Source organism: Maribacter aurantiacus (genome assembly GCF_005780245.1).
In the GTDB taxonomy this organism is placed as follows: Bacteria; Bacteroidota; Bacteroidia; order Flavobacteriales; family Flavobacteriaceae; genus Maribacter; species Maribacter flavus.
Genome location: NZ_VBUK01000003.1, coordinates 20,264 through 42,224, shown reverse-complemented (window position 1 = coordinate 42,224; position 21,961 = coordinate 20,264). Strand labels below are relative to the sequence as shown.

Here is a 21,961-nt window from a genome sequence, read left to right as displayed (position 1 = left end):
CTATTTATTTTCTGAGATTAATTCGTTGGTTTCCTTAATTTTTATATCCGTACCCAATCGTTGTAGGTAGGCGATCATGGCCACAATTTCCCTGTCGCGCATTTCAATGAATTCCTCCCCGTTTTCAGCGGCGTATTTTTTATCGGCTTCGTAGGTCGATGCAAAATCCGGGTCGCTATAGAGGTTCTTCTCAATTTGTATGGCCTGTTCGCTCATACTGGCTTCGGCATTGGCAATATCCTCATCGGTATAAGGTACTCCCAAGGTAACCATGGCCTCCATTTTGTCCTGAACCCCACTTCTGTCATGTTTGTTGCGTACCAACCAGGAGTAGGAGGGCATTATGGAACCGGAGGAGGTCGTTTGTGGATCGTACATGTGGTTCAAGTGCCAGTTATCCGAATACTTTCCACCAACCCGTAGCAAATCAGGACCCGTTCTCTTACTTCCCCAAAGGAATGGGTGGTCGTATACGAACTCACCGGCCTTGGCATATTCCCCATAGCGTTCCACCTCACTTCTAAATGGCCTGATCATTTGGGAATGGCATCCTACACAACCTTCGCGTATATATAGGTCCCTTCCTTCCAATTCTAACGGTGTATAAGGTTTGACACTGGTGATGGTAGGAATATTGGACTTCACCATGATGGTTGGTACAATTTGTACAATACCACCTATCAGAATGGCTACGGTAGCCAAAATGGTCAATTGGATGGGTTTACGCTCCAACCATGTGTGGAAGGTTTCCCCTGCGGTCCTGTTTTTGGATACCCGGGTAAGGGCAGCGGCTTCGGCCAACTCATCCTCCACTTTTTGACCGGATTTGATGGTAACAACGATATTGTACACCATAACTATGGCACCTACAATGTAAAGACTACCCCCAATAGCACGCATCCAATACATTGGGATGATCTCGTTTACGGTTTCCAGGAAGTTACCGTAGACCAAGGTTCCATCCGGATTGAAATCTTTCCACATCAATGCCTGTGTGAAACCGGCGACGTACATAGGTAGCGCATATAATATGATACCCAAGGTTCCGATCCAGAAATGGAAGTTTGCCATTCCTACGGAAGCCAAACGGGTCTTGAACATTTTAGGAACCAACCAATAGATCATACCAAAGGTCAAGAAACCGTTCCAAGCCAAGGCACCTACGTGTACATGGGCAATAATCCAATCGCTAAAGTGGGCTATGGCGTTTACGTTCTTTAGGGAAAGCATTGGACCTTCAAAAGTGGCCATCCCATACCCGGTAATCGCAACTACCATAAATTTAAGGGTTGGGTCCGTACGCACCTTGTCCCAAGCACCCCTCAAGGTCAAAAGACCGTTGATCATACCGCCCCAGGAAGGAGCAATCAACATGACCGAAAAGGCAACACCAAGGTTTTGGGCCCAATCCGGTAATGCGGAGTATAATAAATGGTGAGGTCCTGCCCAGATATAAATGAATATCAAGGACCAAAAGTGAACTATGGAAAGTCTATAGGAATATACAGGCCTGTTCGCCGCTTTAGGAACAAAATAGTACATCAATCCCAAGAATGGGGTTGTCAAGAAGAAGGCAACCGCGTTGTGGCCATACCACCATTGTACCAAGGCATCCTGTACCCCGGCATATACGGAGTAGCTCTTCAAGGCACTTACCGGTAACTCCAAACTATTGAAGATATGAAGTACGGCAACCGTTACAAAAGTCGCCAAGTAGAACCAAATGGCAACATATAAATGTCGTTGTCTTCTTTTGATCATGGTTCCGATCAGATTGACCCCAAAGGCTACCCACACAAGGGCAATGGCAATATCGATGGGCCACTCCAATTCCGCATATTCCTTAGATGTGGTAAATCCCAGTGGCAACGTAATGGCTGCGGCCACAATAATAAGTTGCCAGCCCCAAAAATTGATGTTGCTCAGTACATCACTGAACATTCGTGCCTTAAGGAGGCGCTGTGTCGAATAATACACACCGGCAAAAATGGCATTACCTACAAAGGCAAAAATGACCGCGTTGGTGTGCAAGGGTCTTAAACGGCCAAAACTGAGCCAAGAAATTCCGTCCGTAACATTCGGAAACAAGAACATAAAGGCCAATAATAGGCCAACGGACATACCAACAATACCCCAAAGCATTGTGGCATAGATGAACTTTTTTACGATTTTGTTATCGTAATAAAACTGCTGTACTTCCATAGTTGATTAGTTATTTGATTCTATTGATGTATCCATATTGGATTTTTGTAAACTCTTTTTCTGTTTTACCAATTCGTCCTCAAAGAGCATCCGGACGGATGGCGTATAGGAATCGTCATATTGCCCATTTTTTACCGAGAAAATGAACGCTGCAAAAAAGACAATGGCTACGATGATACTAATGGCCAATAACACATATATTACACTCATACCTACCTGAATTTCGGGGTAAAATTACCGTTGTTGCTTCCGTTTAAATATGACATTTATCAGTTTTAAATATTTTATTCTATACCTTGTTTTTTACTTTAATTTTTTGCCCAAAAGGTTGGTCATTAGCGTTGTAAACCCAACCACGCTAATGGAACTCAAGGGCATTAAAATGGCCGCGATAACGGGTTCCAGTTGCCCGGTAACCGCAAAATAGAGTCCCACTACATTGTAAAGGAGCGACAATAAAAAACTGAGCTTTATGATTTTCATGGCCTTTTTGGAGGCGATGATGTATTGGTACAATTGCTGGAATTTTGAGGCATCCATAATACCATCACAGGCAGGGGAAAATACGTTGATGTTCTCCGATATGGCGATACCCACTTCCGCTTGGGCAAGGGCACCGGCATCGTTCAATCCGTCACCCACCATAAGGACTTTTTTGCCCTGTTCCTGTAAGGCAGTGATAAAGGCCAGTTTATCCTCCGGTTTTTGGTTGAAATACAACGGAGTCAATTTGGGCAACAGTTTTTCCAAGTTGCGTTTTTCGCCCTCGTTATCACCGGAAAGAATGGCCAATTGCAGTTGATCCGACATTTGTTCAAAAACTTCGGAAACACCCTCCCTGTATTGGTTATGAAACACGTATTTGCCCTTGTAGGCATTGTTGCTCGCCACGTGCACCGCCGTGTTCAAACTGTCCGAAACCTCTTCCTTGCCCACAAATTCAGAAGAGCCTATTTTTATATGCCTGTCGCCCTTACTTCCTTCCAGGCCTTTGCCAAGGTGTTCCTCATAATCGTCCAGTGTATATATATTATGGTCCGATAAAATATCGTACAAGGTCCTGCTCAACGGGTGGTTGGAGGCCCTCAAGGTATTTTTTAGAAGGGACTCCTCTTCCACTGTCAACGGCATGCCTTGATAGGTGGCTGTACTTTGTTTGGAAGTGGTAATGGTCCCTGTCTTGTCAAATATGGCCGTGTCCACTTGTGCCAATTGTTCAATGGCACCGGTATCCCTTAGGTAGAATTTCTTCTGACCAAATATGCGGAGCATATTGCCCAGGGTGAAGGGCGAGGCCAAGGCTATGGCGCACGGGCATGCGATGATCAACACCGCCGTAAAAACGTTCATTGCCAAGGACGGGTCAAAAAACAACCAGTAGGCTGTGGCCAAAAAAGCAATGGTCAATACCCCAATGGTAAAGCGTTTTCCAATGCTATCGGTGATGTTTTGGAATCGGGTGGATTTGTCCGTTTTAAAGACCGAATTGCTCCAAAGCTGGGTGAGGTAACTTTGGGAAACCGATTTTAAGGCCTCCACTTCAATGGGGCCGTTCATTTGCCTCCCTCCGGCGAAAACTTTGTCGCCAAATTCCCGCTCCACAGGGACCGATTCCCCCGTTACAAAACTGTAATCAATCTGTGCTTTGCCTTTATATAGGAGTCCGTCTACCGGAATCAGTTCCCCGTTTCTGATCAATAGCAGGTCGCCCTGTTTGATTTCGTGCACTTGGGTACTTTCCTCGGTACCATCATCATTAATTTTGGTGACCGCGATAGGGAAATACGATTTATAGTCCCGTTCAAAAGAGAGAAAGGAATAGGTTTTTTGTTGGAAGAACTTCCCTAGAAGCAGGAAGAAGACCAAACCTGTAAGGGAGTCAAAAAAGCCGCTTCCCCAATCGAACATAATTTCCAAGGTACTTCGTACAAAAAGTACCAAAATACCCAAGGAAATGGGAACGTCAATGTTCAGGATTTTGGAACGAAGGCCTTTATAGGCCGAAACAAAGTAGTCCGCACCTGCATAAAAAACGACGGGAAGTGAAAAGGCGAACATCAGCCATCTAAAAACCACTTCATATTGGTTCAACCAGAATTCGCCACCGGAAGTTTTGCTGGAGCTTAGATCAAAATAATCCGGAAAGGAAAGGAACATCACGTTACCAAAAGCAAATCCGGCGACGCCCAACTTATAAATAAGGCTTCGGTCTACCTTTTTTTCTTTTCCATCAATATCCTCCAAGGATATATAGGGTTCGTAACCAATTCTGGCCAATAGCACCACCACGTCCTTCAAAGAGGTTTTTTGGCTGTTATAGGAAATCCGTACCATTTTCTTGGAAAAGTTTACTTGGGAGGAGGAGATAAACGGGTTGAGCTTGTTCAGGTTTTCCAATACCCAGATACAGGAACTACAATGTATTAAAGGAATATAGAGATTTACGATTTGTAGGTTGCCGTCGTTGAATTCCGTTAATTTTTCAACGATACGCTCGGTTTCCAAAAAATCGTACTTGCCTTCTATGGCTGTAGGCGTAGAACCTGCCGAAGTTTGCAAGTCGTAATAATAGGATAAATCGTTTTCCGAAAAAATCTCGTAGACCGTTTTGCAACCGTTGCAACAGAAGCACTTTTCATCGTACTGGATACTCTCGGAGCCGCAATCGTCCCCACAGTGATAACAGGGTTGCTTTTCCATAATACATTTGCTTATACCTGGGGCAAAGGTTGGAAATCAATGCGGTTACAAATATGATATTTGTCAGTTTTTACGTAAATTCAAGCTGTTATTTTTGTAGGGTCAGGTAAATATTAGTTAAATGGAAAGCAGATGTGAAAATTGTATCGTACGGCAATTCAACTCCTTACGCGCTATGTCCAAGGAGGAATTAAAAAGGGTGTCCGATTCAAAAACTACACGAACAATCAAGAAGGGAGAGGCCCTCTTTAAGGAAGGTGAAAAATTGGATGGCGTCTTTTGCGTACGCGATGGGGTTTCCAAACTATCCAAATTAAGCGAAAATGGTAAAGACCAGATTGTAAAGCTTGCGAGCAAGGGGGAGGTCATAGGACAACGCTCCGTGGTGGCGGAGGAAAACGTAAACTTGAGTGCCATTGCCGTAAGTGATATGGAGGTTTGTTTCATACCCAAGGAAGGTATAGTTTCCAGTTTGCATACCAATCCCAATTTTACCCTTGAGGTATTACGGCATATGGCCCACGACCTGAAGGAGGCCGATGACGTTATCGTGAACATGAGCCAAAAAAGCGTCAAACAGCGAATGGCGGAAGCTTTCCTGTACCTAAAAAATAATTTTGGGGAGGATGAGGAAGGCTATCTAAGACTTGTGTTGTCCAGGGAGGATATTTCCAATGTGGTAGGTACGGCCATTGAATCGTGTATCCGAATCATTTCAGAATTTAAGAAAAAAGGGTATCTAAAAACTTCCGGGAAAAGAATCGGGATCACCGATGAAAAGGCGCTAAAAAACCTTGTGGAAGGTTTTTAAGTCGATTATTTCCCAAAGATGACAATTGTCATAGTTTCCTCGTAAGGCTCGGTCTAATTTTATCCCATATTCAAAGATGAAATTAGATGAAGAATATTTTAATCCCTACGGACTTTTCGGATAATTCCTGCAATGCCATCAAGTATGCCATTTCCATGTTCTGGGATCAGGAATGTACCTTCTATTTATTGAATACCTATACCCCAGCCATCGCCGGCAGTAGGTTTATGGCGGCTTCCTTTGAGGAAAGTATGCTAACGAACAGTGCCGCCAAATATTCCCAAAAGGGCCTGGATGATCTATTGGCGCGGGTCAAGAATGACTTTGTGAACGAGCATCATCATTTTGAGACCATTTCTTCCTTTAGTTTGTTGGTGGATGAGATCATTGAAAGTATTTCGGCCTATGACATTGAACTGGTCATTATGGGAACCACGGGGGCAACAGGAATGGAAGAGGTTTTCATGGGCAGCAATACGGTACGTGTCATCAAATCCGTAAAGGACTGTCCCGTATTGGCCATTCCGCAAAACTTTGAATTTCAAAAACCGACCGAAATCGCTTTCGCGACGGATTTCACCCGATTTTATACCAAATCCGAGCTAAGGCCTTTGGTGGAACTGGCCGGCATTTTTGATGCCACCGTTCGGATCGTACATGTACAATATGAAATCAAGACCCTGTCCGAGCTTCAATTGTTCAATTTGGGAATGTTGCGCAAGTACCTGGGTGAAGTGGAGCATTACGTACACACCGTATCCGAGTTGAATTCCGTTTCCAAGACCTTGGAGGTCTTTTCCAGGGAAATGGACATTCACTTACTGGCCATGTTGAACTACCAACACAGTTACATGGAACAATTGGTACGTGAGCCCGTAGTAAAAAGAGTGGCATTTCACACCCAAATACCGCTACTGGTCATACCGGAACTGGGCATGACCTCCCATTTAAAGGAATCCAGTAAGAGGGAAAACGTAGTCGTACCTAATTAACGCGGTTCCCAATGGGATTGTCCTCGTAAAAATCCTTGAATGTTTTGTCCGTCTTGTAATTATCGGTCAGTACTTTATAGACCATGATGACAATAAGGGCCTGGCCTAGCACGGTGCAATAAAATATCCAATTAAAGGGGAGGTTCATTACGGACATTATGGTGACCGTGACCAAGGCCAATGTGGTAATCACTACCCAAACGTAGACTGAATCTTTCATTTTTAATTGAAAGATAGTGTTTAGGGACTCTTAAATGCGTTAAAGGTTTTTTAAAACTGCGACTAAAAATCGTATTCCCAAAATTTGTCGGCTGTAGGTAGCATGTCCTTTTTTCCCGTATCGAAAGGATTGAAATTGGTTTTGGCGAAGTAGTACCAGAGGGTGGAGGACAGCGCCGGGGTAATATCCGTATGATCCCAAAGTTCGTTGCTTCCATAGGAAGTGCCAAAGTTGGCGGTATAGGGTATGCCTTGAGCGTTATCGGTCATGGAGCTCTGTATGACCGTTTTTTCAATGTTTTCCATTATATTTTCCGAAATATCGAACCGCGCGATACTGTTGAAGGCCACTGCCATTTGTGCGGAACCTTCCAGCCAGATTACATCCTTGTCCTGGTCGAAGCAATAGCCTGAAATCATTTCACCGCTCATGGTGGCTGTTTGATCGTTCAGGAACTTGTTGGCTTGGAAGAGCACATCGTCAGAGAGGTCGTTGAAAATAAGTTTGCTTAGGGAAAGCACGTCCAGGGCAAAGGCATATTCTGGATTTTCAGGCCAGGCCATTAACAGTCCAAGCTCTTCGTCCCACCGATTCTTTTTCAGGAAATCCAGCATGTTTTTATGGAATGCGTCGTATCCCTTTACGGCGTGAAAGGCCGTGATCATACCTTCCGTAACATTGGGTATCTCCGTTCCATCCGAATTTGTTCCTCCTCTCAAAGCCCCATTTTCCATTTGTAGGGAACGGATCCAGTTTTCCAATTGAAGCGAAAGTGATTCATATTTTCCAGATCCGTATTTGGTGGCATATTGGTTCAAAGCGATCAGCAGCCAGGCATTGTCGCCCATCCAGATCCTTTCCGCATCGGAACCATCTGATTTTCTAAATTGATAGAACCCGCCCGTTAGAGGTAGTTCCGTTTCCCGAATAGAGTAAAAATAATCGAATATCTTTTCCGCATTTTCCCTTCGATCCTCTTGGATGAAAAATATCGCGGCCAAGGCATTGTCGTATAAGGAAGTGAAATTGGAGATTTCCGTACTTTCCATCAGGCCCGATGCTTGCTGCCGGTTTACGATCCAATGAACAAAGGCCTCATCAACATGTTGCGATTTTTCATTGGTCTTATGGGATACTGTCTCAATTTCCTCGTCCAAACGTACCACTAAATCCTCTTGGTAGGTGGAAATATCCTCTTTTGAACACGAAAAAAACAGCAATAGGACAATTATGAAGGCAACCGGTCGTAGGTTCATGGGATAGGTCGATTTGGATTTGGACCTGCAAATTACGTAGCCGCTTTGGAGTAACTACCCAAGTGTCGACCAGTGGAAAGTTTCCTTGGTAACTTGTATTGGTTGGATCTATTTATCTGATTATATGGTTTTTAATCGGGAATTCCCTTCTAGGTCAAATTTCAATTCAAAGGAAAAAGGAGACCGCTCATCCGATGATAATTTTAGAATGACCTTAAAAAATAAAAATCCTTTCTTATCTTTGTGCGGTTGTGTTGTGTCCCGAAAGTGATTTTGGGACAGTGGTAAAAATAGGATTATACCTATTGAACCAATGAAAGGCTTTCCATTTGGGAGGCTTTTTTTGTTAGTGAAAACCAGATAGGTGAAACGAAGTGCACATTTATCCGTTGGTTGAACTAATTCCGCTTGAATGCGGAATCTTTTCAGTTACGTTCAGCATGTAAAACGTAATGCACTAAGGATGCCGCCAATTTTGCCGTTTGATCGTCCCTATCAAAATCCGGATTTAATTCTGCAATGTCCAAAACCCTAAGTTTACCGGTTGCCATAATGGTCTTTAGGGATTCTAGGACAACATCCGGGGTGAAACCCATGGGCGAGGGAGCACTTACCCCGGGTGCGTAGGCCGAAGAAAATCCGTCCAAATCAATGGTCACATAGATGTGGTCCACATTGCCTGTAAAGGCATTGATCCAGGCGTTTATCTCATTGTGGAATTGGATTCTAAAAGTGTCCCGCATGATGTACTTAACATCCAGTTCCTTGGCCGTTTCAAAGAGAATCCTGTCATTCGCATCTTGTCTGATACCCAAACAGAGATACTTGAAAAGGGTGCCGTCCGCTTGGCAGTCCAGGGCTATTTGGTAAAACGGGGTTCCGGAATTGTTCACAGTGTGACCTTTGTCCTGTCTGTTGTTTCTTAGGTCAAAATGGGCGTCAAAATTTATGATACCGATGGTTTCCCCTTTTCCAACATATTTTTTGAGTCCGTTGTAGCTGCCGTAGGCCATATCGTGTCCGCCGCCAAGTACGATGGGGAAGTGTTTATGTTGAAGCAATTGGCAAATGGAATCGCTGAGGGCCCGTTGGGTTACTTCCATATCGCCTTCCAAACATTGTAGTGTGCCCACATCATAGAGCAGCGTCTCCGTGGGAAGATGGTTGGGCAGTTTGCCAAAGTGCTTTCGGATGGCATCCGGGCCATTGACGGCACCAGGCCGACCCAGATTTCTTTTCACCCCTTCATCGCAGGCATAGCCCAAAAAGGTAAAGCACTTTTCGGAGGCAACCGTTGATACGTTGGAAATAGGAACGCAAGAAATCTTTTCATGCAGATACAGTTGCCGCCCCGAAGGCCTTCCAGTGTATATCTCCGAAAAAGTTTCTGCGTAGTTGCTCATATATTTTTTTTAATGCTAGGGTCGCCCTAAAATAAGTATTTGTCCGGTCGAGCGCAGTCGAGACCTTCTTTCCTAGTTGCAAATTATGACGACCTCCCGACTGCCTTCGAGGAGACAAAATAACTATCCGATTGATTCCTGCTAAAGGAATAATTTTTCCAAAACGTGGTCCTCCACGAAGTTAGGTAAATTAACGCGTAAGTTGGGTGTGCGCTCCATTTCCCTTTGTAATGCGAAGATGGCTTCCTTATTTCGGGCCCAACTTCTTCGGGCGATGCCATTGTTTACATCAAAGAACAACATGTTTTTTAATCGGTTCGATGCTTCCTTTGTCCCGTCGAGCACCATGCCAAAACCGCCGTTGATGACCTCGCCCCAACCTACGCCGCCACCGTTGTGGATGGATACCCAGGTGGCACCCCTAAAGCTGTCGCCGATTACGTTGTGGATGGCCATATCTGCCGTGAACTTACTTCCGTCGTAAATATTACTGGTTTCCCTATACGGACTGTCCGTGCCGCTTACGTCATGGTGGTCCCTACCCAAAACAACCGGCGCGGAAATTTCGCCCGACTTCACCGCTTGGTTAAAGGATTCGGCAATGGCTGCCCTAGCTTCCGCATCGGCATATAAAATCCGTGCCTGGGAACCCACGACCAAGTTGTTTTCTTCGGCTTCTTGGATCCATTTGATGTTATCGTCCATTTGTTGCCGAATCTCAGCTGGTGCGGTCGTTTTTATACCTAACATCACCTCCAGCGCAATCTGGTCCGTTTTATGTAAATCCTCCGGATTCCCCGACGTGCAGACCCATCGAAACGGACCAAATCCAAAATCGAAACACATAGGTCCCAATATATCCTGAACATAAGAAGGATATTTAAAATCAACTTGGTTTTCTGCCATTACCTCTGCTCCGGCCCTGGACGCTTCCAACAAAAAGGCGTTACCGTAGTCAAAGAAATAGCAACCTCGTTCCGTATGCTTGTTGATGGCACTGGCATGTCTCCGTAGCGATTCCTGAACCTTGGCTTTGAAAAGTTCGGGATTTGTGCTCATCAATTCGTTGGCCTCTTCATAACCGAGTCCCACGGGATAATAGCCCCCGGCCCAAGGATTGTGCAAGGAGGTCTGGTCCGAACCCAAATGCACAAAAATGTTTTCTTTATAGAAGCGCTCCCAAACATCCACTACATTTCCTATATAGGCCAATGAAACAACTTCTTTTTGTGCGATGGCGGTTTTGGTTCGTTCAAGAAGGTTGTCAATACTTTCCAAAAGTTCATCCACCCAACCCTGTTCAAAGCGTTTTCGGGCGGCCGCCGGATTCACTTCGGCGCAGACGGTAATGCAGCCCGCAATGTTTCCAGCTTTGGGCTGGGCCCCGCTCATACCGCCCAGTCCGGCCGTAAGGAAGATTTTACCTTCGGGTGTTTCTCCAGATTTCAACACTTTTCTAAAGGCGTTCATGACTGTAATCGTAGTGCCATGAACAATGCCCTGCGGACCTATGTACATATACGAACCTGCCGTCATTTGCCCGTATTGCGTGACACCCAAGGCGTTAAAACGTTCCCAGTCATCGGGTTTGGAATAATTGGGAATCATCATACCGTTGGTCACGACCACCCTAGGGGCTTCCTTGGAAGACGGGAACAGGCCCATGGGATGCCCGGAATAGATATGAAGCGTTTGCGCTTCGGTCATCGTGGCCAAAAATTGTATGGTCAACAGGTATTGTGCCCAATTCTGGAAAACGGCCCCATTCCCTCCATAGGTAATCAATTCTTCCGGATGTTGTGCCACCGCAGGGTCCAAGTTGTTCTGGATCATCAACATAATGGCGGCCGCTTGAGTAGTCTTGGCGGGATATTTGGAAATGGGTCGGGCGTACATTATATAATCGGGCATGAAGCGGTACATGTAAATCCGACCGTATTCCATCAGTTCTTGGGCGAATTCCTCCGCAAGTTCTTGGTGCCATTCCTGTGGAAAATACCGCAACGCATTGCGTATGGCCAGTTTTTTTTCTTCGGTTGAAAGGATATCCTTTCTTATAGGGGCATGTGAAACCGTGGAAGAACGTTCTTTTTTCTTTGGTAGTTCCGATGGGATTCCCGCAAGAATCTGTGCTTTAAAATCCATGCTTGTCTTTACGCTTTATGCTTGTTGTACACCAAATTTCCGTTTTTCCAGACCATGCAGGGTTTCAGGTTTCCTTGGTTGTACAGGATTTCCTGATAGTTATCGGTATGGAAAAGGCTAAAATCCGCCAAGTATCCCTTCGCCAGTTTCCCTCGGTCCTTGAGCCCCAAGGCAGCGGCCGCCCTTACGGTAATTCCGGCCAGGACCTCCGCATTCGATAATTTTTCAAAAGCACCCAATATGGCCGCTTGGGTCAATAGATCGCCCATGGGGGCGGAACCCGGGTTGTGGTCGCTTGCAATGGCCAAAGTGGCCCCGGTATCCAATAATTTTCTTGCCGGTGTAAAATTACAGCCAAGTCCCAATGAGGCCCCCGGTAAGGCCGTGGCGATGGTATTGCTTTTGGCCAAAAGTTCAATCTCTATATCCGTGCTGGCCTCCAGATGGTCTGCACTGATGGCATCAAAATCAACCGCCACTTTGCTACCGCCCGTGGAAAATTGGTCGGCATGCACCGTGATATCAAATCCAAGTTGTTTGGCCGCTTCAAAATACGGGGCTATTTCATCCGGTGAAAAGGCACTTTCTTCAATAAAAGCGTCGATTCTGTTGGTGAGATTTTCGGCCTTCAGTTTGGGCAATAACTTTTGGGCCAATTCCTGTAAATATTCGGTTTTGGTACCCGCATAATCCTTGGGGAACATGTGCGCGGCAAGGCAGGTTGGGATTAGGTCCGATGGAACTTCGTTGTTGGCTTCCTGTATCGCCTGCAACATTTTAATTTCCTCGTTCAATGAAAGTCCGTATCCACTTTTCACCTCCAGCGTTGTAACGCCCGTTTTAAGATGCCGATTGGCCAATTTTACTGTCTTCTTTGTCAAGGTTTCCTTGTCCGCCTTTCTGGTTTGGGTAACCGTATCCCAAATACCACCACCCGCTCTAGCTATTTCCAAATAGGTTTTTCCCGAATTTCTGAGCGCGTAGTCGTTGGCCCGGCTTCCCCCAAAACAAATGTGGGTGTGGGCATCGATAAAACCGGGAAGACACACATGGGCACCTGTTAATTCGTGACATTTTGCGGAAGGATGTTCTTTTTTTAGGGAAGCGTAATTTCCCGTGGCCATCACTTTTCCATCGGAAATTAATAGGCCTCCATCCTCTATGATCCAAAGTTGACTATCGGACAACGCACCTTTTAAAGGCAGGGCCTCCATGGTCAACAATTGTTTGAAGGGTCCGATTAATTGCAATGCTTCCATATATCAATAGCTTTCAAATTCTGCCGAATATTTCGTTTTGAGCGAAATGTTTCTGTTCTTTTCAACTTTTTCAATCACCGATATGATCGTTTTGTTTTGAATCATTTGGATGCCCTTTTCGATATCGTCCGAAAAAACACGGTCCTTCTCGGCAAAGGATACCTTTTTCCGAACCGCTTTGTGTATTTCATCCAAAAAGATGCCCGATTTTAAGGGCTTTCTATATTCAAAGGCCTGTGCCGCCGTTAGCAATTCTACGGCCAATATCTTTTCTACATTTTCTATGACGCGAAGCGCCTTCCTGCCTCCAATAGAGCCCATGCTTACATGATCCTCTTGCCCTAGGGAAGTGGGAATACTGTCCGCACTGGACGGAAAGCACATCCCCTTGTTTTCGCTGGCCAGGGCCGCACTGGTGTATTGTAGTATCATGTACCCGGAATTGATCCCCGTGTCCTTCATCAACAATTTGGGTACGCCTGGACTGTTTCCTTCCAAGGCCAAATAAATGCGTCGGTCCGAAATATTGCCCACTTCCGATGCCGCCAAGCAGGCATAGTCCAAGGCCAGTGCCAAGGGCTGTCCGTGAAAATTTCCGCCACTAATGGTGAGTTCCTCGTCAATGATGACGGGATTGTCCGTGACGGAGTTCAGTTCAGTTTCCAAAAGTTCCTTCAGGTGCAACCAGGCATTTCTGGAGGCACCGTGTACTTGAGGAATACAGCGCAGGGAATACGGGTCCTGTACGCGGTCACAATCGATATGGTCCTCCATGATTTCTGAACCCTTTAGCAATCGCTTGACGCGCCTGGCAACATGAATATTGCCCTTAAAGGGACGTAGTTCGTGCAGTTCCTTATAAAAGGGCTTTACGGAACCTTGTAGCCCTTCGATCATCATGGCCCCAATAATATCCGCTTGGGATAGTACAGAATGTAGTTTTTCAACCACTATTACCGCATGGGCCGCAATGAACTGAGTACCGTTAATTAGGGCCAATCCTTCTTTTGGACCCAGGTTTATAGCTTCAAGTCCCGTTTTTTCAAACAAGGTTTGGGTCGGCATAATTTTTCCTTGATAAACGACCTTGCCCAGCCCGATCAAGGGCAAAAACAAATGGGACAATGGAGCCAAGTCGCCCGATGCCCCCACGGAACCTTGGGAGGGGACCACAGGTATCGCATCGTTTTCTATGTGCCAAATAATTCGTTCCAAGGTGTCAAGCGCGATACCGGAATATCCTTTTGCCAAGGAATGGGCCTTCAAAATCAGCATGATTTTGGCCAATTCCATAGAAATAGGTTCTCCTACGCCCACACTATGGCTTTTAAGGATGTTTGTCTGTAAAATACGCGTCTCCTCTTTGGAAATTTTGGTGGTGCAAAGGGGCCCGAAACCCGTATTGATCCCGTAAACAGGATGTCCTTTTTCCACGATGGATGCGACTACCTGCGAACTGTTCTCGATCCTTTTTTCAACCGATTGTGAAAGAACAATTGTAGTACCTCCTTTTGCAATACTTAAGACCTTACCTACAGTAAGCCAGTCTTCTCCAAATTTAAAGGTGTCCAACGCCAAAATTTGCCTTTTAGATATTAGTTTTATAAAGATATTGTTTAAGTATGATAATTACCAATACCATTTTGTTGAACAATCAATAACTATGAGTTCTCAAATAGAATTACGGCACCTTACGTATTTTTTGGCGGTAGCCGATGAACTACATTTTAGAAAGGCTGCGGAAAAGCTCTTTATCTCCCAACCAGGATTGTCACGCCAGATAAAGCAAATGGAGGAAATATTGCAGGCGGAACTTTTCGTGAGGGATAAAAAGAAGGTTGCACTGACCCCGGCGGGCCATTACCTGAAACATCAATCCGAATCACTTTTTAAGCAATTAAAGGAGATAAAACGACAATTACAGCTGATAGGGGAGGGCGATACGGGTGAAATTCGGATCGGGTTTTTGGGTTCCGCCATGCAGGATGTCATCCCAAATCTGCTCTTAAAATTGAGGGATACCTTTCCAAAGATAAAGACCTCTTTGGAGGAGCTTTCTAATTTGAACCAGGTGGATGCCGTTTTAAAGGGAGATTTGGATATTGGGTTTGTTCGATTGGCCAAAGTTCCGGCAAATTTGCACATGCGAACGGTCTATGAGGATACGTTCTCCTTGGTATTGCCCCAGAGTTATCCAATGCTTACAAGGGAGTACACGGGGATGGAACGCTTTTCCGAAGATAACTTTATTTTGTTCAGTCAGGATTACAGTCCCTATTATTATGAAACGATCATGAGCATTTGTTCCGATGCGGGTTTTGTACCCAAGGTTTCCCATAAATCCGTGCACGCGCAGACCATTTTCAAATTGGTGGAGAACAATTTGGGCATTGCCATTGTCCCAACGGCCCTGCAATACGGCTTTCAAATGCGGGTAAAATTTGTTGAGCTTAGGGATATAGAACAAAGGGCCTTGCTATCGGCCATTTGGAAAAAGGAGCATAGGAATCCTGTTTTACAGAACTGCATCGATTTGTTGTTTGAAACTAAATAGCATAGAAATCGTTGAGATTCATTTAATTGCTGTACTTAGACTTTGGAATCATGGGTTTTGAGGCTTAATTTTATGAACCTAAATATTGAACTATGATATTTGATTTGATTAAAAATAGAAGGTCGGTATTTCCACCTCAATATATAGAAAAGGAACTATCCAAAACCGATTTGGAGCGCATATTGGAGGCCGCCAATTGGGCGCCAACGCATAAAAAAACGGAACCATGGCGATTTAAGGTACTACGGGGAAAATCCAAGGAAGCCTTGGGCGCATTCCTGTCCAAAAAATATGAGGATACCGATGCACGACCCCAACAGATCAAGATCAAAAAGTTACGCGCCAACGCCGATCAATCCGCAGCGGTGATAGCCATCTGTATGCAGCGAGACCCTAAGGAGAGCCTTCCCGAGTGGGAAGAGGTGGCCGCGGTTGCCATGGCCGTGCAGAACATGTGGTTATGTTGTGCCGAGCTGGGAATTGGGTGTTATTGGAGCTCCCCGGGAATTATAAAGTACATGGATGAATTTTTCGACATGGCCGTAGGGGAAAAATGCCTAGGATTTTTGTACATGGGCTATTATGATGGCGATGTGCCGGTATCTACAAGAAATCCAATTTCGGAAAAAACCGTTTGGCTGGATTAATTAAAATACGGAAACAACGCCGTTCTGTACTCCCAAGCGGTGGAGATGAACAGTCCCAAATAGACCACGGCGACCACAAACTTCATAAACGTACCGGTAAGGAAACCCAAAAAGGAACCAAAGGCAGCTTTTAGGGCCGTTTTGTTATCGGCTTTCGCCGATAGTTCCCCTAGAAAGGCACCTACAAAAGGACCAATAATGATTCCTCCAGGTATAGGTGCGAGCAATCCAACTATGAGGCCGATGGTCGTACCTATCATCCCTGCCCGTGTTCCACCAAATTTCTTCGTACCCATGGCAGGAATGATATAATCAAGCGCAAATACGATCAGTGCGATGGCGAGGGTGATGCCCAACACCCACCAATTGTTGGGAATAGCCTTGGTAAGGTATAAAAGTAACAGTCCGATCCAACTAATGGGTGGTCCCGGAAGTACGGGAAGAAAGCTGCCAAGGATGCCCAGCAGCATAAAAATAAACCCGATAATCAATAGTGCTATATCCATATGACGATTGGACGAAAATAGGTCAAAAATGTTACAAGTGTCATACTGAAATCAATTTTTTAACTAAAAAATTAGTTTAAACTAAATATTTAGTTATATTAGCGATGAGATTTACGAATCGAACTGCTACCCTGAGCGGAGTCGAAGGGAGTATTGTCTGGAATTTGTATTTAAGAGAATAAAAAAACTAAAGTGATGAAGCAGTTAACCAAGGCCGAAGAGGAGGTAATGCAGGTATTGTGGCAATTGGAAAAATCGAACGTGGCGGGTGTCATTGATGAATTGCCCGAGCCCAAGCCGGCCTACAACACCGTTTCCACCATCATTCGGATTTTGGAGAGCAAGGGCTTTGTGGACCATGAGAAGGAGGGAAAGGGATACCTCTATTATCCAATCGTGAAAAAATCGGATTACAGCAACCAAAGCATCAACAAATTGGTGGACGGTTATTTTCAGGGCTCCTTCAAGAGTATGGTTTCTTTTTTCATGAAGAAGAACGATATGAGCCTGTCCGAATTGGAGTCCATTATGAACGAAATAAAAAAGGACAAGAAATGATACAGTATATCCTAGAGTGCATCGCCTTTCAATTGGTGTTCCTCGTTATTTATGATTTTTTCCTTAAGCGCGAGACCTTCTTTCAATGGAACCGGGTCTATCTGTTGGCCACATTTGCCGCATCCTTGGCCTTGCCCTGGGTAGAAATAGAGGCATTTAAAAACGAAGCCCCCGTTTTATTAGGGTATTCCGAGTATTTATGGAACCTTCAGCCGACGGCTATCGTGGGAGTTGGAACTGCTCCGGCGGCAATGGAAATTACTTGGCTCATCGTCCTATTTTTCATTGGGTGCGGAATGGCTGTCATTGCCTTTGTCGTGAAACTTTGGCGCTTGCGAACCTTAAAGTTGACGGGGAAGGTACAAGTTTATAGGGACCATAGAAGGATTCTGATCCCCCAGAGTAATGTGGCCTTTTCGTTCCTAAAGTCTATTTTCTTAGGAGAGAATTTTAGTCGTAAGGAAACCGAATCCATTGTAGCACATGAGATGGTCCATATTAGGCAGTGGCACACCTTGGACCTACTGTTTTTCGAGGTCGTGCGAATCGTGTTTTGGTTCAATCCCTTGGTTTATGTTTATCAAAACCGACTCACGGAACTGCACGAATTTATCGCCGATGCCCAGGTTCCCAAACAAGAGCGACAGGAACACTGTGAAATGCTGTTGTCCCAAGCGTTCGAAGTCCGGAATTTTTCCTTCATCAATCCATTTTTTAAATCAACATTAATCAAAAAACGAATAGTCATGTTACAAAAATCAAAATCAAAAAAAATCTGGCAGTTAAAGTATTTGGTATTGGTACCCCTGGTACTCGGTATGTTATTCTATACCTCGTGTGAAAGCGAGGCAAATTCCAAAGAAAATTTAGAAGCTACTCCCTTAAAATCCAATATGGTACCATTTTCAGAATTAGATGCTGTACCCATTTTTCCAGGTTGTGAGAATTCCGAAGATAAAAGGGCCTGCTTCAATCAAAAAATCATGGAACACATCAGTAAAAACTTTAATTATCCAGAGGAAGCCCTGGAGAAAAACATCGAAGGTAAGGTGAGTGTTCTGTTTACCATAAATACAGAAGGAAGTATAGTTAATATCGAGAATCGTGGTCCCCATCCTCTTTTGGAGGAGGAAGTGGAAGGGATCATCTCTAAGCTTCCTAAAATGCAACCGGGATTAAAGGATGGTAAGACAGTGAACATACCTTATTCCATTCCTGTTATTTTTCAACTGGATGGAACATCGGCCCAAACAATTCGGGCCAATAAGGCCCTTGAATCGAATGCCATACCATTTGGGGAAGTAGATGAGGTTCCCGTTTTCCCGGGCTGTGAAAATGCAACCGACTCCCGTGCCTGTTTCAATGAGAATATCATGCGGCATATCAGCAAAAATTTCAGTTATCCCCAAGAAGCTCAGGACAGGGGAATCCAAGGCAGGGTAAGTGCCCTTTTTACGATTTCAAAAGAAGGAAACGTCGAAAATATTGCCATGCGCGGACCTGATAAACTTTTGGAGGATGAGGTGGAGCGAATCTTAAAGCGTTTGCCAGTAATGAAACCGGGTAAAAATGGGGTAGAGGAAGTGGCGGTGGCCTATTCCATTCCGGTAAATTTTAAGTTGGAATAATAGGTTTGTAATTAAATAATTTAAGACCTGTCAGGTTTTCAAAACCTGACAGGTCTTGTACTTCAAAATACTTTCTACATAAATCATTAGAATGGAAATTCAAATAGCTTACCTTTCCAAAATAGCAACCAAACGCATTTCTGATTTCAAGGTGGAAATCCACTTTTCCAAAAACTAAACCCGTCAAAAATTTGTAATTTCCACCATAGAATTGGTGACATGCAACGCATATTGGTATTGTTGGTCGTTTTAAGTTTGGGTTCCTGTAACCTTTTCCAGTCCAAGGAAAAAAGGACCCAAGAATTGATTAACGCGGAACTTCGGGAAATGGACTGGAACTCCGTGGATTCCTATCCGCTGTTTATGGAATGTGATGAAACGGCCAGCAAAGAGGCACAGAGAAAATGCTTTGAACATCAATTGACGACCCATTTCGAAAATACCTTGCGGGAATTTGAATTTACCGTTGATTCTGACCGAGGGGCCCTGGTAGATGTTATCTTTGTCATCGATGCGAAGGGAAAAATCAGTGTCGTAAAGATATTCAAGGATGCGGCCATCCTACGGCAAATGCCCGAATTTGATGGAATCATTACCCAAAGTCTCAAAAACATACCTCCCATTGCCCCAGCCCTAAAAAGAGGCATTCCGGTAAAGACAAAATTTAAGATACCCATACAACTAAACACCAACTAAGTTTTGGCGACAGAAAAGATTATTTTAGGGATAGATCCCGGAACTACGATTATGGGCTTCGGCCTAATAAAGGTTGTAGGCAAAAAGATGCAGTTCATACAGATGAACGAACTGCAATTGAAAAAGTATGACGACCCCTACACCAAGCTCAAATTGATCTTTGACCGCACCATTGAACTGATCGATACGTACCATCCCGATGAAATTGCGATCGAGGCACCGTTTTTTGGCAAGAACGTACAGTCCATGCTCAAATTGGGCAGGGCACAAGGCGTGGCCATGGCAGCGGGACTTTCAAGACAGATACCCATAACGGAATATCTCCCAAAAAAGATAAAAATGGCCATCACGGGCAATGGAAACGCCAGTAAGGAGCAGGTGGCCAAAATGCTCCAAAGCTTACTCTCCTTAAAATCGCTCCCCAAAAATCTGGACAGCACGGACGGACTTGCCGCCGCAGTCTGCCATTTTTACAATGAAGGCAGGGTGGAGGTAGGGAAGTCGTATTCTGGGTGGGAATCCTACATTAAAAATAATCCGGGGAAGGTTGGAAAGGAATGATTAATGTTCAATAAGCAATAAACAATTATCAGTAATCAGTTATCAGTGAACAGTATTCAGTTATCAGCGAACAGTAATAAGTTATCAGTGAACAGTAATCAGTTATCAGTGAACAGTAATAAGTTATCGGTGAACAGTAATCAGTTACCAGTGAACAGTTCACAGCAACCAGTTTGCAGTAATAAGACCCGGTGAGGATAAAATTAAGATAGATGCAGTTTCAGGATTTACTAGCTTATAAAAGATCTTTTGCTTTAGCGATGAAAATTTTTCAAATTTCCAAGTCGTTTCCAGTGGAAGAGAAATATTCATTGACTGACCAGATAAGGCGTTCTTCTAGAAGCGTGAGCGCCAATATTGCAGAGGCCTATCGCAAAAGAAGATATCCAAAGAATTTTATCAGCAAATTGACTGACAGTGACGCAGAAAATTCTGAAACACAAACCTGGTTAGAATTTGCATTGGCATGTAAATACATTGAACAAGGTCATTTTAATGAATTTATTAAAGAGAGCGAAGAGGTCGGTAAACTTATAAATTACATGATCAACAATCATTCTAAATTTGGGTCGGAATAACCAACAAATAAAACCTGCCAACTGAAACTGGAAACTGTTAATTTATGCTTGAAAAATCAGCTTCGTATGAATACTGAAAATAGCGCCCCCTTTGGGGGCGGAGGGGGCTTGTACATCCACATCCCTTTATGCAAACAGGCCTGCCATTATTGCGATTTTCATTTTTCCACATCCCTGGGAAAAAAGGAAGCTATGATAGCCGCTTTAAAAAGGGAATTGGAATTACGAAAGGGGGAATTTGCCAATGAAAACGTGGAAACCATCTATTTTGGGGGTGGAACACCCTCGGTGCTGGAATTGGGTGAAATCCATGATTTGGTCTCGACGGTCTATAAGCATTATAAGGTGGCCGATACGCCAGAAATTACTTTGGAGGCCAATCCGGATGACCTTTCGCTCCAAAAAATCCAGGCATTGGCAAAAAGCCCCATCAACCGTTTAAGCATAGGCATACAGTCTTTTTTTGACACCGATTTAAAACTGATGAACCGTGCCCATTCTGCCAATGAAGCATCAGAATCCCTAAAAAATGCGGTACGCCATTTCGACAATATTTCCATCGACCTTATCTATGGCATGCCAGATATGACCTTGGACCGATGGAAAAAAAACATCGAAAAGGCCCTTTCCTATGGAGTGCCCCATATTTCAAGCTATGCGCTCACTATAGAGCCCAAAACGGCATTGGCCAATTTTGTGGACAAGGGATTGATTCGGCCTGCCAGTGATGAACTGGCCCAAGAGCACTTTCACCTCTTGTACGAAACATTGCTGCAGGAAGGTTTTATTTGTTACGAAATCTCCAATTTTGGCAAGCCGGGCTATTTTTCCCAGAACAATTCGGCCTACTGGCAGCAAAAGAAATATGTGGGTATCGGGCCATCGGCACATTCCTTTGACGGGATTCGCAGGGGGTGGAACATCGGCAACAACACCAAATACATAAAGGCACTTGAAAAAGGGGAACTTCCCATGGAAACGGAAACCTTGTCCACAAAGGATAAATACAACGAGTATGTCATGACCGGCCTTCGAACCATTTGGGGCGTGGACGTAACCCGAATCCAAAAAGAGTATGGGGAAAAATTTAAGGACTATCTTTTGATGCAATCCAAAAAGTTCAGGGAAGAAGGCCTGTTGGTATTAGAGGAAAAGGTACTTTCTACCACCAAAAAAGGGAAGTTTTTGGCGGATGGAATTGCCGCTGATCTGTTTATGATTAACTTGTCATAACAAACAAACCAC

Annotated in this window: 20 protein-coding genes; 10 read left to right on the top strand and 10 right to left on the bottom strand. The window is 44.4% G+C overall.

What is annotated here, in order from left to right:
* From ccoN to FEK29_RS07190, 3 genes are all read right to left on the bottom strand, one after another.
* On the bottom strand, positions 1 to 2,202 hold the full coding sequence (gene ccoN, locus FEK29_RS07200; protein WP_138257757.1) for a cytochrome-c oxidase, cbb3-type subunit I: 2,202 nt from the start codon (positions 2,200 to 2,202) through the stop codon (positions 1 to 3).
* Between the two features lie 6 nt (positions 2,203 to 2,208).
* A complete protein-coding gene (ccoS, locus tag FEK29_RS07195; RefSeq protein ID WP_138257756.1) occupies positions 2,209 to 2,412 on the bottom strand; it encodes a cbb3-type cytochrome oxidase assembly protein CcoS in 204 nt (67 codons plus the stop codon).
* Positions 2,413 to 2,505: 93 nt separating this feature from the next.
* Complete coding sequence (locus FEK29_RS07190) at positions 2,506 to 4,902, bottom strand: heavy metal translocating P-type ATPase (protein ID WP_138257755.1); 2,397 nt, start codon at positions 4,900 to 4,902, stop codon at positions 2,506 to 2,508.
* 121 nt (positions 4,903 to 5,023) lie between these two features.
* On the opposite strand from FEK29_RS07190, the gene FEK29_RS07185 reads away from it, so the two are divergent.
* Both FEK29_RS07185 and FEK29_RS07180 read left to right on the top strand, forming a co-directional pair.
* The gene (locus tag FEK29_RS07185) at positions 5,024 to 5,713 is read left to right on the top strand and encodes a Crp/Fnr family transcriptional regulator (RefSeq protein WP_138257754.1); all 690 of its coding nucleotides are present in this window, start codon (positions 5,024 to 5,026) and stop codon (positions 5,711 to 5,713) included.
* Positions 5,714 to 5,799: 86 nt separating this feature from the next.
* Complete coding sequence (locus FEK29_RS07180) at positions 5,800 to 6,705, top strand: universal stress protein (protein ID WP_138257753.1); 906 nt, start codon at positions 5,800 to 5,802, stop codon at positions 6,703 to 6,705.
* Here FEK29_RS07180 and FEK29_RS07175 read toward each other — a convergent pair.
* The 6 genes from FEK29_RS07175 to hutH form a co-directional block, all read right to left on the bottom strand.
* Positions 6,698 to 6,925 carry a hypothetical protein gene (locus FEK29_RS07175; RefSeq protein WP_138257752.1) on the bottom strand — a complete coding sequence of 76 codons (228 nt, stop codon included), beginning with the start codon at positions 6,923 to 6,925 and terminating at the stop codon, positions 6,698 to 6,700. The genes FEK29_RS07180 and FEK29_RS07175 overlap by 8 nt on opposite strands.
* 62 nt (positions 6,926 to 6,987) lie before the next feature.
* A complete protein-coding gene (locus tag FEK29_RS07170) occupies positions 6,988 to 8,181 on the bottom strand; it encodes a hypothetical protein (protein ID WP_138257751.1) in 1,194 nt (397 codons plus the stop codon).
* 425 nt (positions 8,182 to 8,606) lie between these two features.
* Entirely contained in the window at positions 8,607 to 9,584 is a 978-nt protein-coding gene (gene hutG / locus FEK29_RS07165) for a formimidoylglutamase (protein ID WP_138257750.1), read from the bottom strand.
* 141 nt (positions 9,585 to 9,725) lie between these two features.
* Positions 9,726 to 11,729: a urocanate hydratase gene (locus FEK29_RS07160; RefSeq protein ID WP_138257749.1), complete on the bottom strand. Its 2,004-nt coding sequence runs from the start codon at positions 11,727 to 11,729 to the stop codon at positions 9,726 to 9,728.
* An 8-nt stretch (positions 11,730 to 11,737) separates the two neighbouring features.
* On the bottom strand, positions 11,738 to 12,988 hold the full coding sequence (gene hutI / locus FEK29_RS07155) for an imidazolonepropionase (RefSeq protein ID WP_138257748.1): 1,251 nt from the start codon (positions 12,986 to 12,988) through the stop codon (positions 11,738 to 11,740).
* Positions 12,989 to 12,991: 3 nt separating this feature from the next.
* Entirely contained in the window at positions 12,992 to 14,566 is a 1,575-nt protein-coding gene (hutH, locus tag FEK29_RS07150) for a histidine ammonia-lyase (RefSeq protein WP_138257747.1), read from the bottom strand.
* 85 nt (positions 14,567 to 14,651) lie between these two features.
* On the opposite strand from hutH, the gene FEK29_RS07145 reads away from it, so the two are divergent.
* Together FEK29_RS07145 and FEK29_RS07140 are read left to right on the top strand one after the other, a co-directional pair.
* Positions 14,652 to 15,542, top strand: coding sequence for a LysR family transcriptional regulator (locus FEK29_RS07145; protein WP_138257746.1), 891 nt, complete (start codon positions 14,652 to 14,654; stop codon positions 15,540 to 15,542).
* A 92-nt stretch (positions 15,543 to 15,634) separates the two neighbouring features.
* Complete coding sequence (locus tag FEK29_RS07140) at positions 15,635 to 16,189, top strand: nitroreductase family protein (RefSeq protein WP_138257745.1); 555 nt, start codon at positions 15,635 to 15,637, stop codon at positions 16,187 to 16,189.
* Here the strand turns inward: FEK29_RS07140 and FEK29_RS07135 are convergent.
* Positions 16,186 to 16,695 (bottom strand): DUF456 domain-containing protein, encoded by a 510-nt coding sequence (locus tag FEK29_RS07135; protein WP_138257744.1) that lies wholly within the window; start codon positions 16,693 to 16,695, stop codon positions 16,186 to 16,188. The two genes, FEK29_RS07140 and FEK29_RS07135, sit on opposite strands and share 4 nt — an antisense overlap.
* Before the next feature lie 195 nt (positions 16,696 to 16,890).
* Between FEK29_RS07135 and FEK29_RS07130 the strand changes: the two genes are divergently transcribed.
* The 6 genes from FEK29_RS07130 to hemW all read left to right on the top strand — a co-directional run bounded on the left by FEK29_RS07130 (position 16,891) and on the right by hemW (position 21,949).
* Positions 16,891 to 17,253 (top strand): BlaI/MecI/CopY family transcriptional regulator, encoded by a 363-nt coding sequence (locus FEK29_RS07130; protein WP_138257743.1) that lies wholly within the window; start codon positions 16,891 to 16,893, stop codon positions 17,251 to 17,253.
* Positions 17,250 to 18,881: a M56 family metallopeptidase gene (locus FEK29_RS07125; protein WP_138257742.1), complete on the top strand. Its 1,632-nt coding sequence runs from the start codon at positions 17,250 to 17,252 to the stop codon at positions 18,879 to 18,881. Before FEK29_RS07130 ends, FEK29_RS07125 begins: the two co-directional genes overlap by 4 nt.
* A 219-nt stretch (positions 18,882 to 19,100) precedes the next feature.
* Complete coding sequence (locus FEK29_RS07120) at positions 19,101 to 19,577, top strand: hypothetical protein (protein WP_240042687.1); 477 nt, start codon at positions 19,101 to 19,103, stop codon at positions 19,575 to 19,577.
* 3 nt (positions 19,578 to 19,580) lie between these two features.
* Entirely contained in the window at positions 19,581 to 20,138 is a 558-nt protein-coding gene (gene ruvC / locus FEK29_RS07115; RefSeq protein WP_138257740.1) for a crossover junction endodeoxyribonuclease RuvC, read from the top strand.
* A 212-nt stretch (positions 20,139 to 20,350) separates the two neighbouring features.
* Positions 20,351 to 20,716 carry a four helix bundle protein gene (locus FEK29_RS07110; protein WP_138257739.1) on the top strand — a complete coding sequence of 122 codons (366 nt, stop codon included), beginning with the start codon at positions 20,351 to 20,353 and terminating at the stop codon, positions 20,714 to 20,716.
* A 66-nt stretch (positions 20,717 to 20,782) separates the two neighbouring features.
* Positions 20,783 to 21,949: a radical SAM family heme chaperone HemW gene (gene hemW / locus FEK29_RS07105; RefSeq protein WP_138257738.1), complete on the top strand. Its 1,167-nt coding sequence runs from the start codon at positions 20,783 to 20,785 to the stop codon at positions 21,947 to 21,949.
* Positions 21,950 to 21,961 lie beyond the last annotated feature (12 nt).

Bases quoted from the DNA above. Each gene is read 5' to 3' on its own strand.
- FEK29_RS07180 (WP_138257753.1), top strand. From the start codon at position 5,800: ATGAAGAATATTTTAATCCCTACGGACTTTTCGGATAATTCCTGCAAT.
- FEK29_RS07185 (WP_138257754.1), top strand. From the start codon at position 5,024: ATGGAAAGCAGATGTGAAAATTGTATCGTACGGCAATTCAACTCCTTA.
- FEK29_RS07190 (WP_138257755.1), bottom strand. From the start codon at position 4,902: ATGGAAAAGCAACCCTGTTATCACTGTGGGGACGATTGCGGCTCCGAG.
- ccoN (WP_138257757.1), bottom strand. From the start codon at position 2,202: ATGGAAGTACAGCAGTTTTATTACGATAACAAAATCGTAAAAAAGTTC.
- FEK29_RS07170 (WP_138257751.1), bottom strand. From the start codon at position 8,181: ATGAACCTACGACCGGTTGCCTTCATAATTGTCCTATTGCTGTTTTTT.
- FEK29_RS07140 (WP_138257745.1), top strand. From the start codon at position 15,635: ATGATATTTGATTTGATTAAAAATAGAAGGTCGGTATTTCCACCTCAA.
- ccoS (WP_138257756.1), bottom strand. From the start codon at position 2,412: ATGAGTGTAATATATGTGTTATTGGCCATTAGTATCATCGTAGCCATT.
- hutI (WP_138257748.1), bottom strand. From the start codon at position 12,988: ATGGAAGCATTGCAATTAATCGGACCCTTCAAACAATTGTTGACCATG.
- FEK29_RS07175 (WP_138257752.1), bottom strand. From the start codon at position 6,925: ATGAAAGATTCAGTCTACGTTTGGGTAGTGATTACCACATTGGCCTTG.
- hemW (WP_138257738.1), top strand. From the start codon at position 20,783: ATGAATACTGAAAATAGCGCCCCCTTTGGGGGCGGAGGGGGCTTGTAC.
- FEK29_RS07120 (WP_240042687.1), top strand. From the start codon at position 19,101: ATGCAACGCATATTGGTATTGTTGGTCGTTTTAAGTTTGGGTTCCTGT.
- FEK29_RS07125 (WP_138257742.1), top strand. From the start codon at position 17,250: ATGATACAGTATATCCTAGAGTGCATCGCCTTTCAATTGGTGTTCCTC.
- hutG (WP_138257750.1), bottom strand. From the start codon at position 9,584: ATGAGCAACTACGCAGAAACTTTTTCGGAGATATACACTGGAAGGCCT.
- FEK29_RS07160 (WP_138257749.1), bottom strand. From the start codon at position 11,729: ATGGATTTTAAAGCACAGATTCTTGCGGGAATCCCATCGGAACTACCA.
- FEK29_RS07110 (WP_138257739.1), top strand. From the start codon at position 20,351: ATGCAGTTTCAGGATTTACTAGCTTATAAAAGATCTTTTGCTTTAGCG.
- FEK29_RS07145 (WP_138257746.1), top strand. From the start codon at position 14,652: ATGAGTTCTCAAATAGAATTACGGCACCTTACGTATTTTTTGGCGGTA.
- FEK29_RS07135 (WP_138257744.1), bottom strand. From the start codon at position 16,695: ATGGATATAGCACTATTGATTATCGGGTTTATTTTTATGCTGCTGGGC.
- FEK29_RS07130 (WP_138257743.1), top strand. From the start codon at position 16,891: ATGAAGCAGTTAACCAAGGCCGAAGAGGAGGTAATGCAGGTATTGTGG.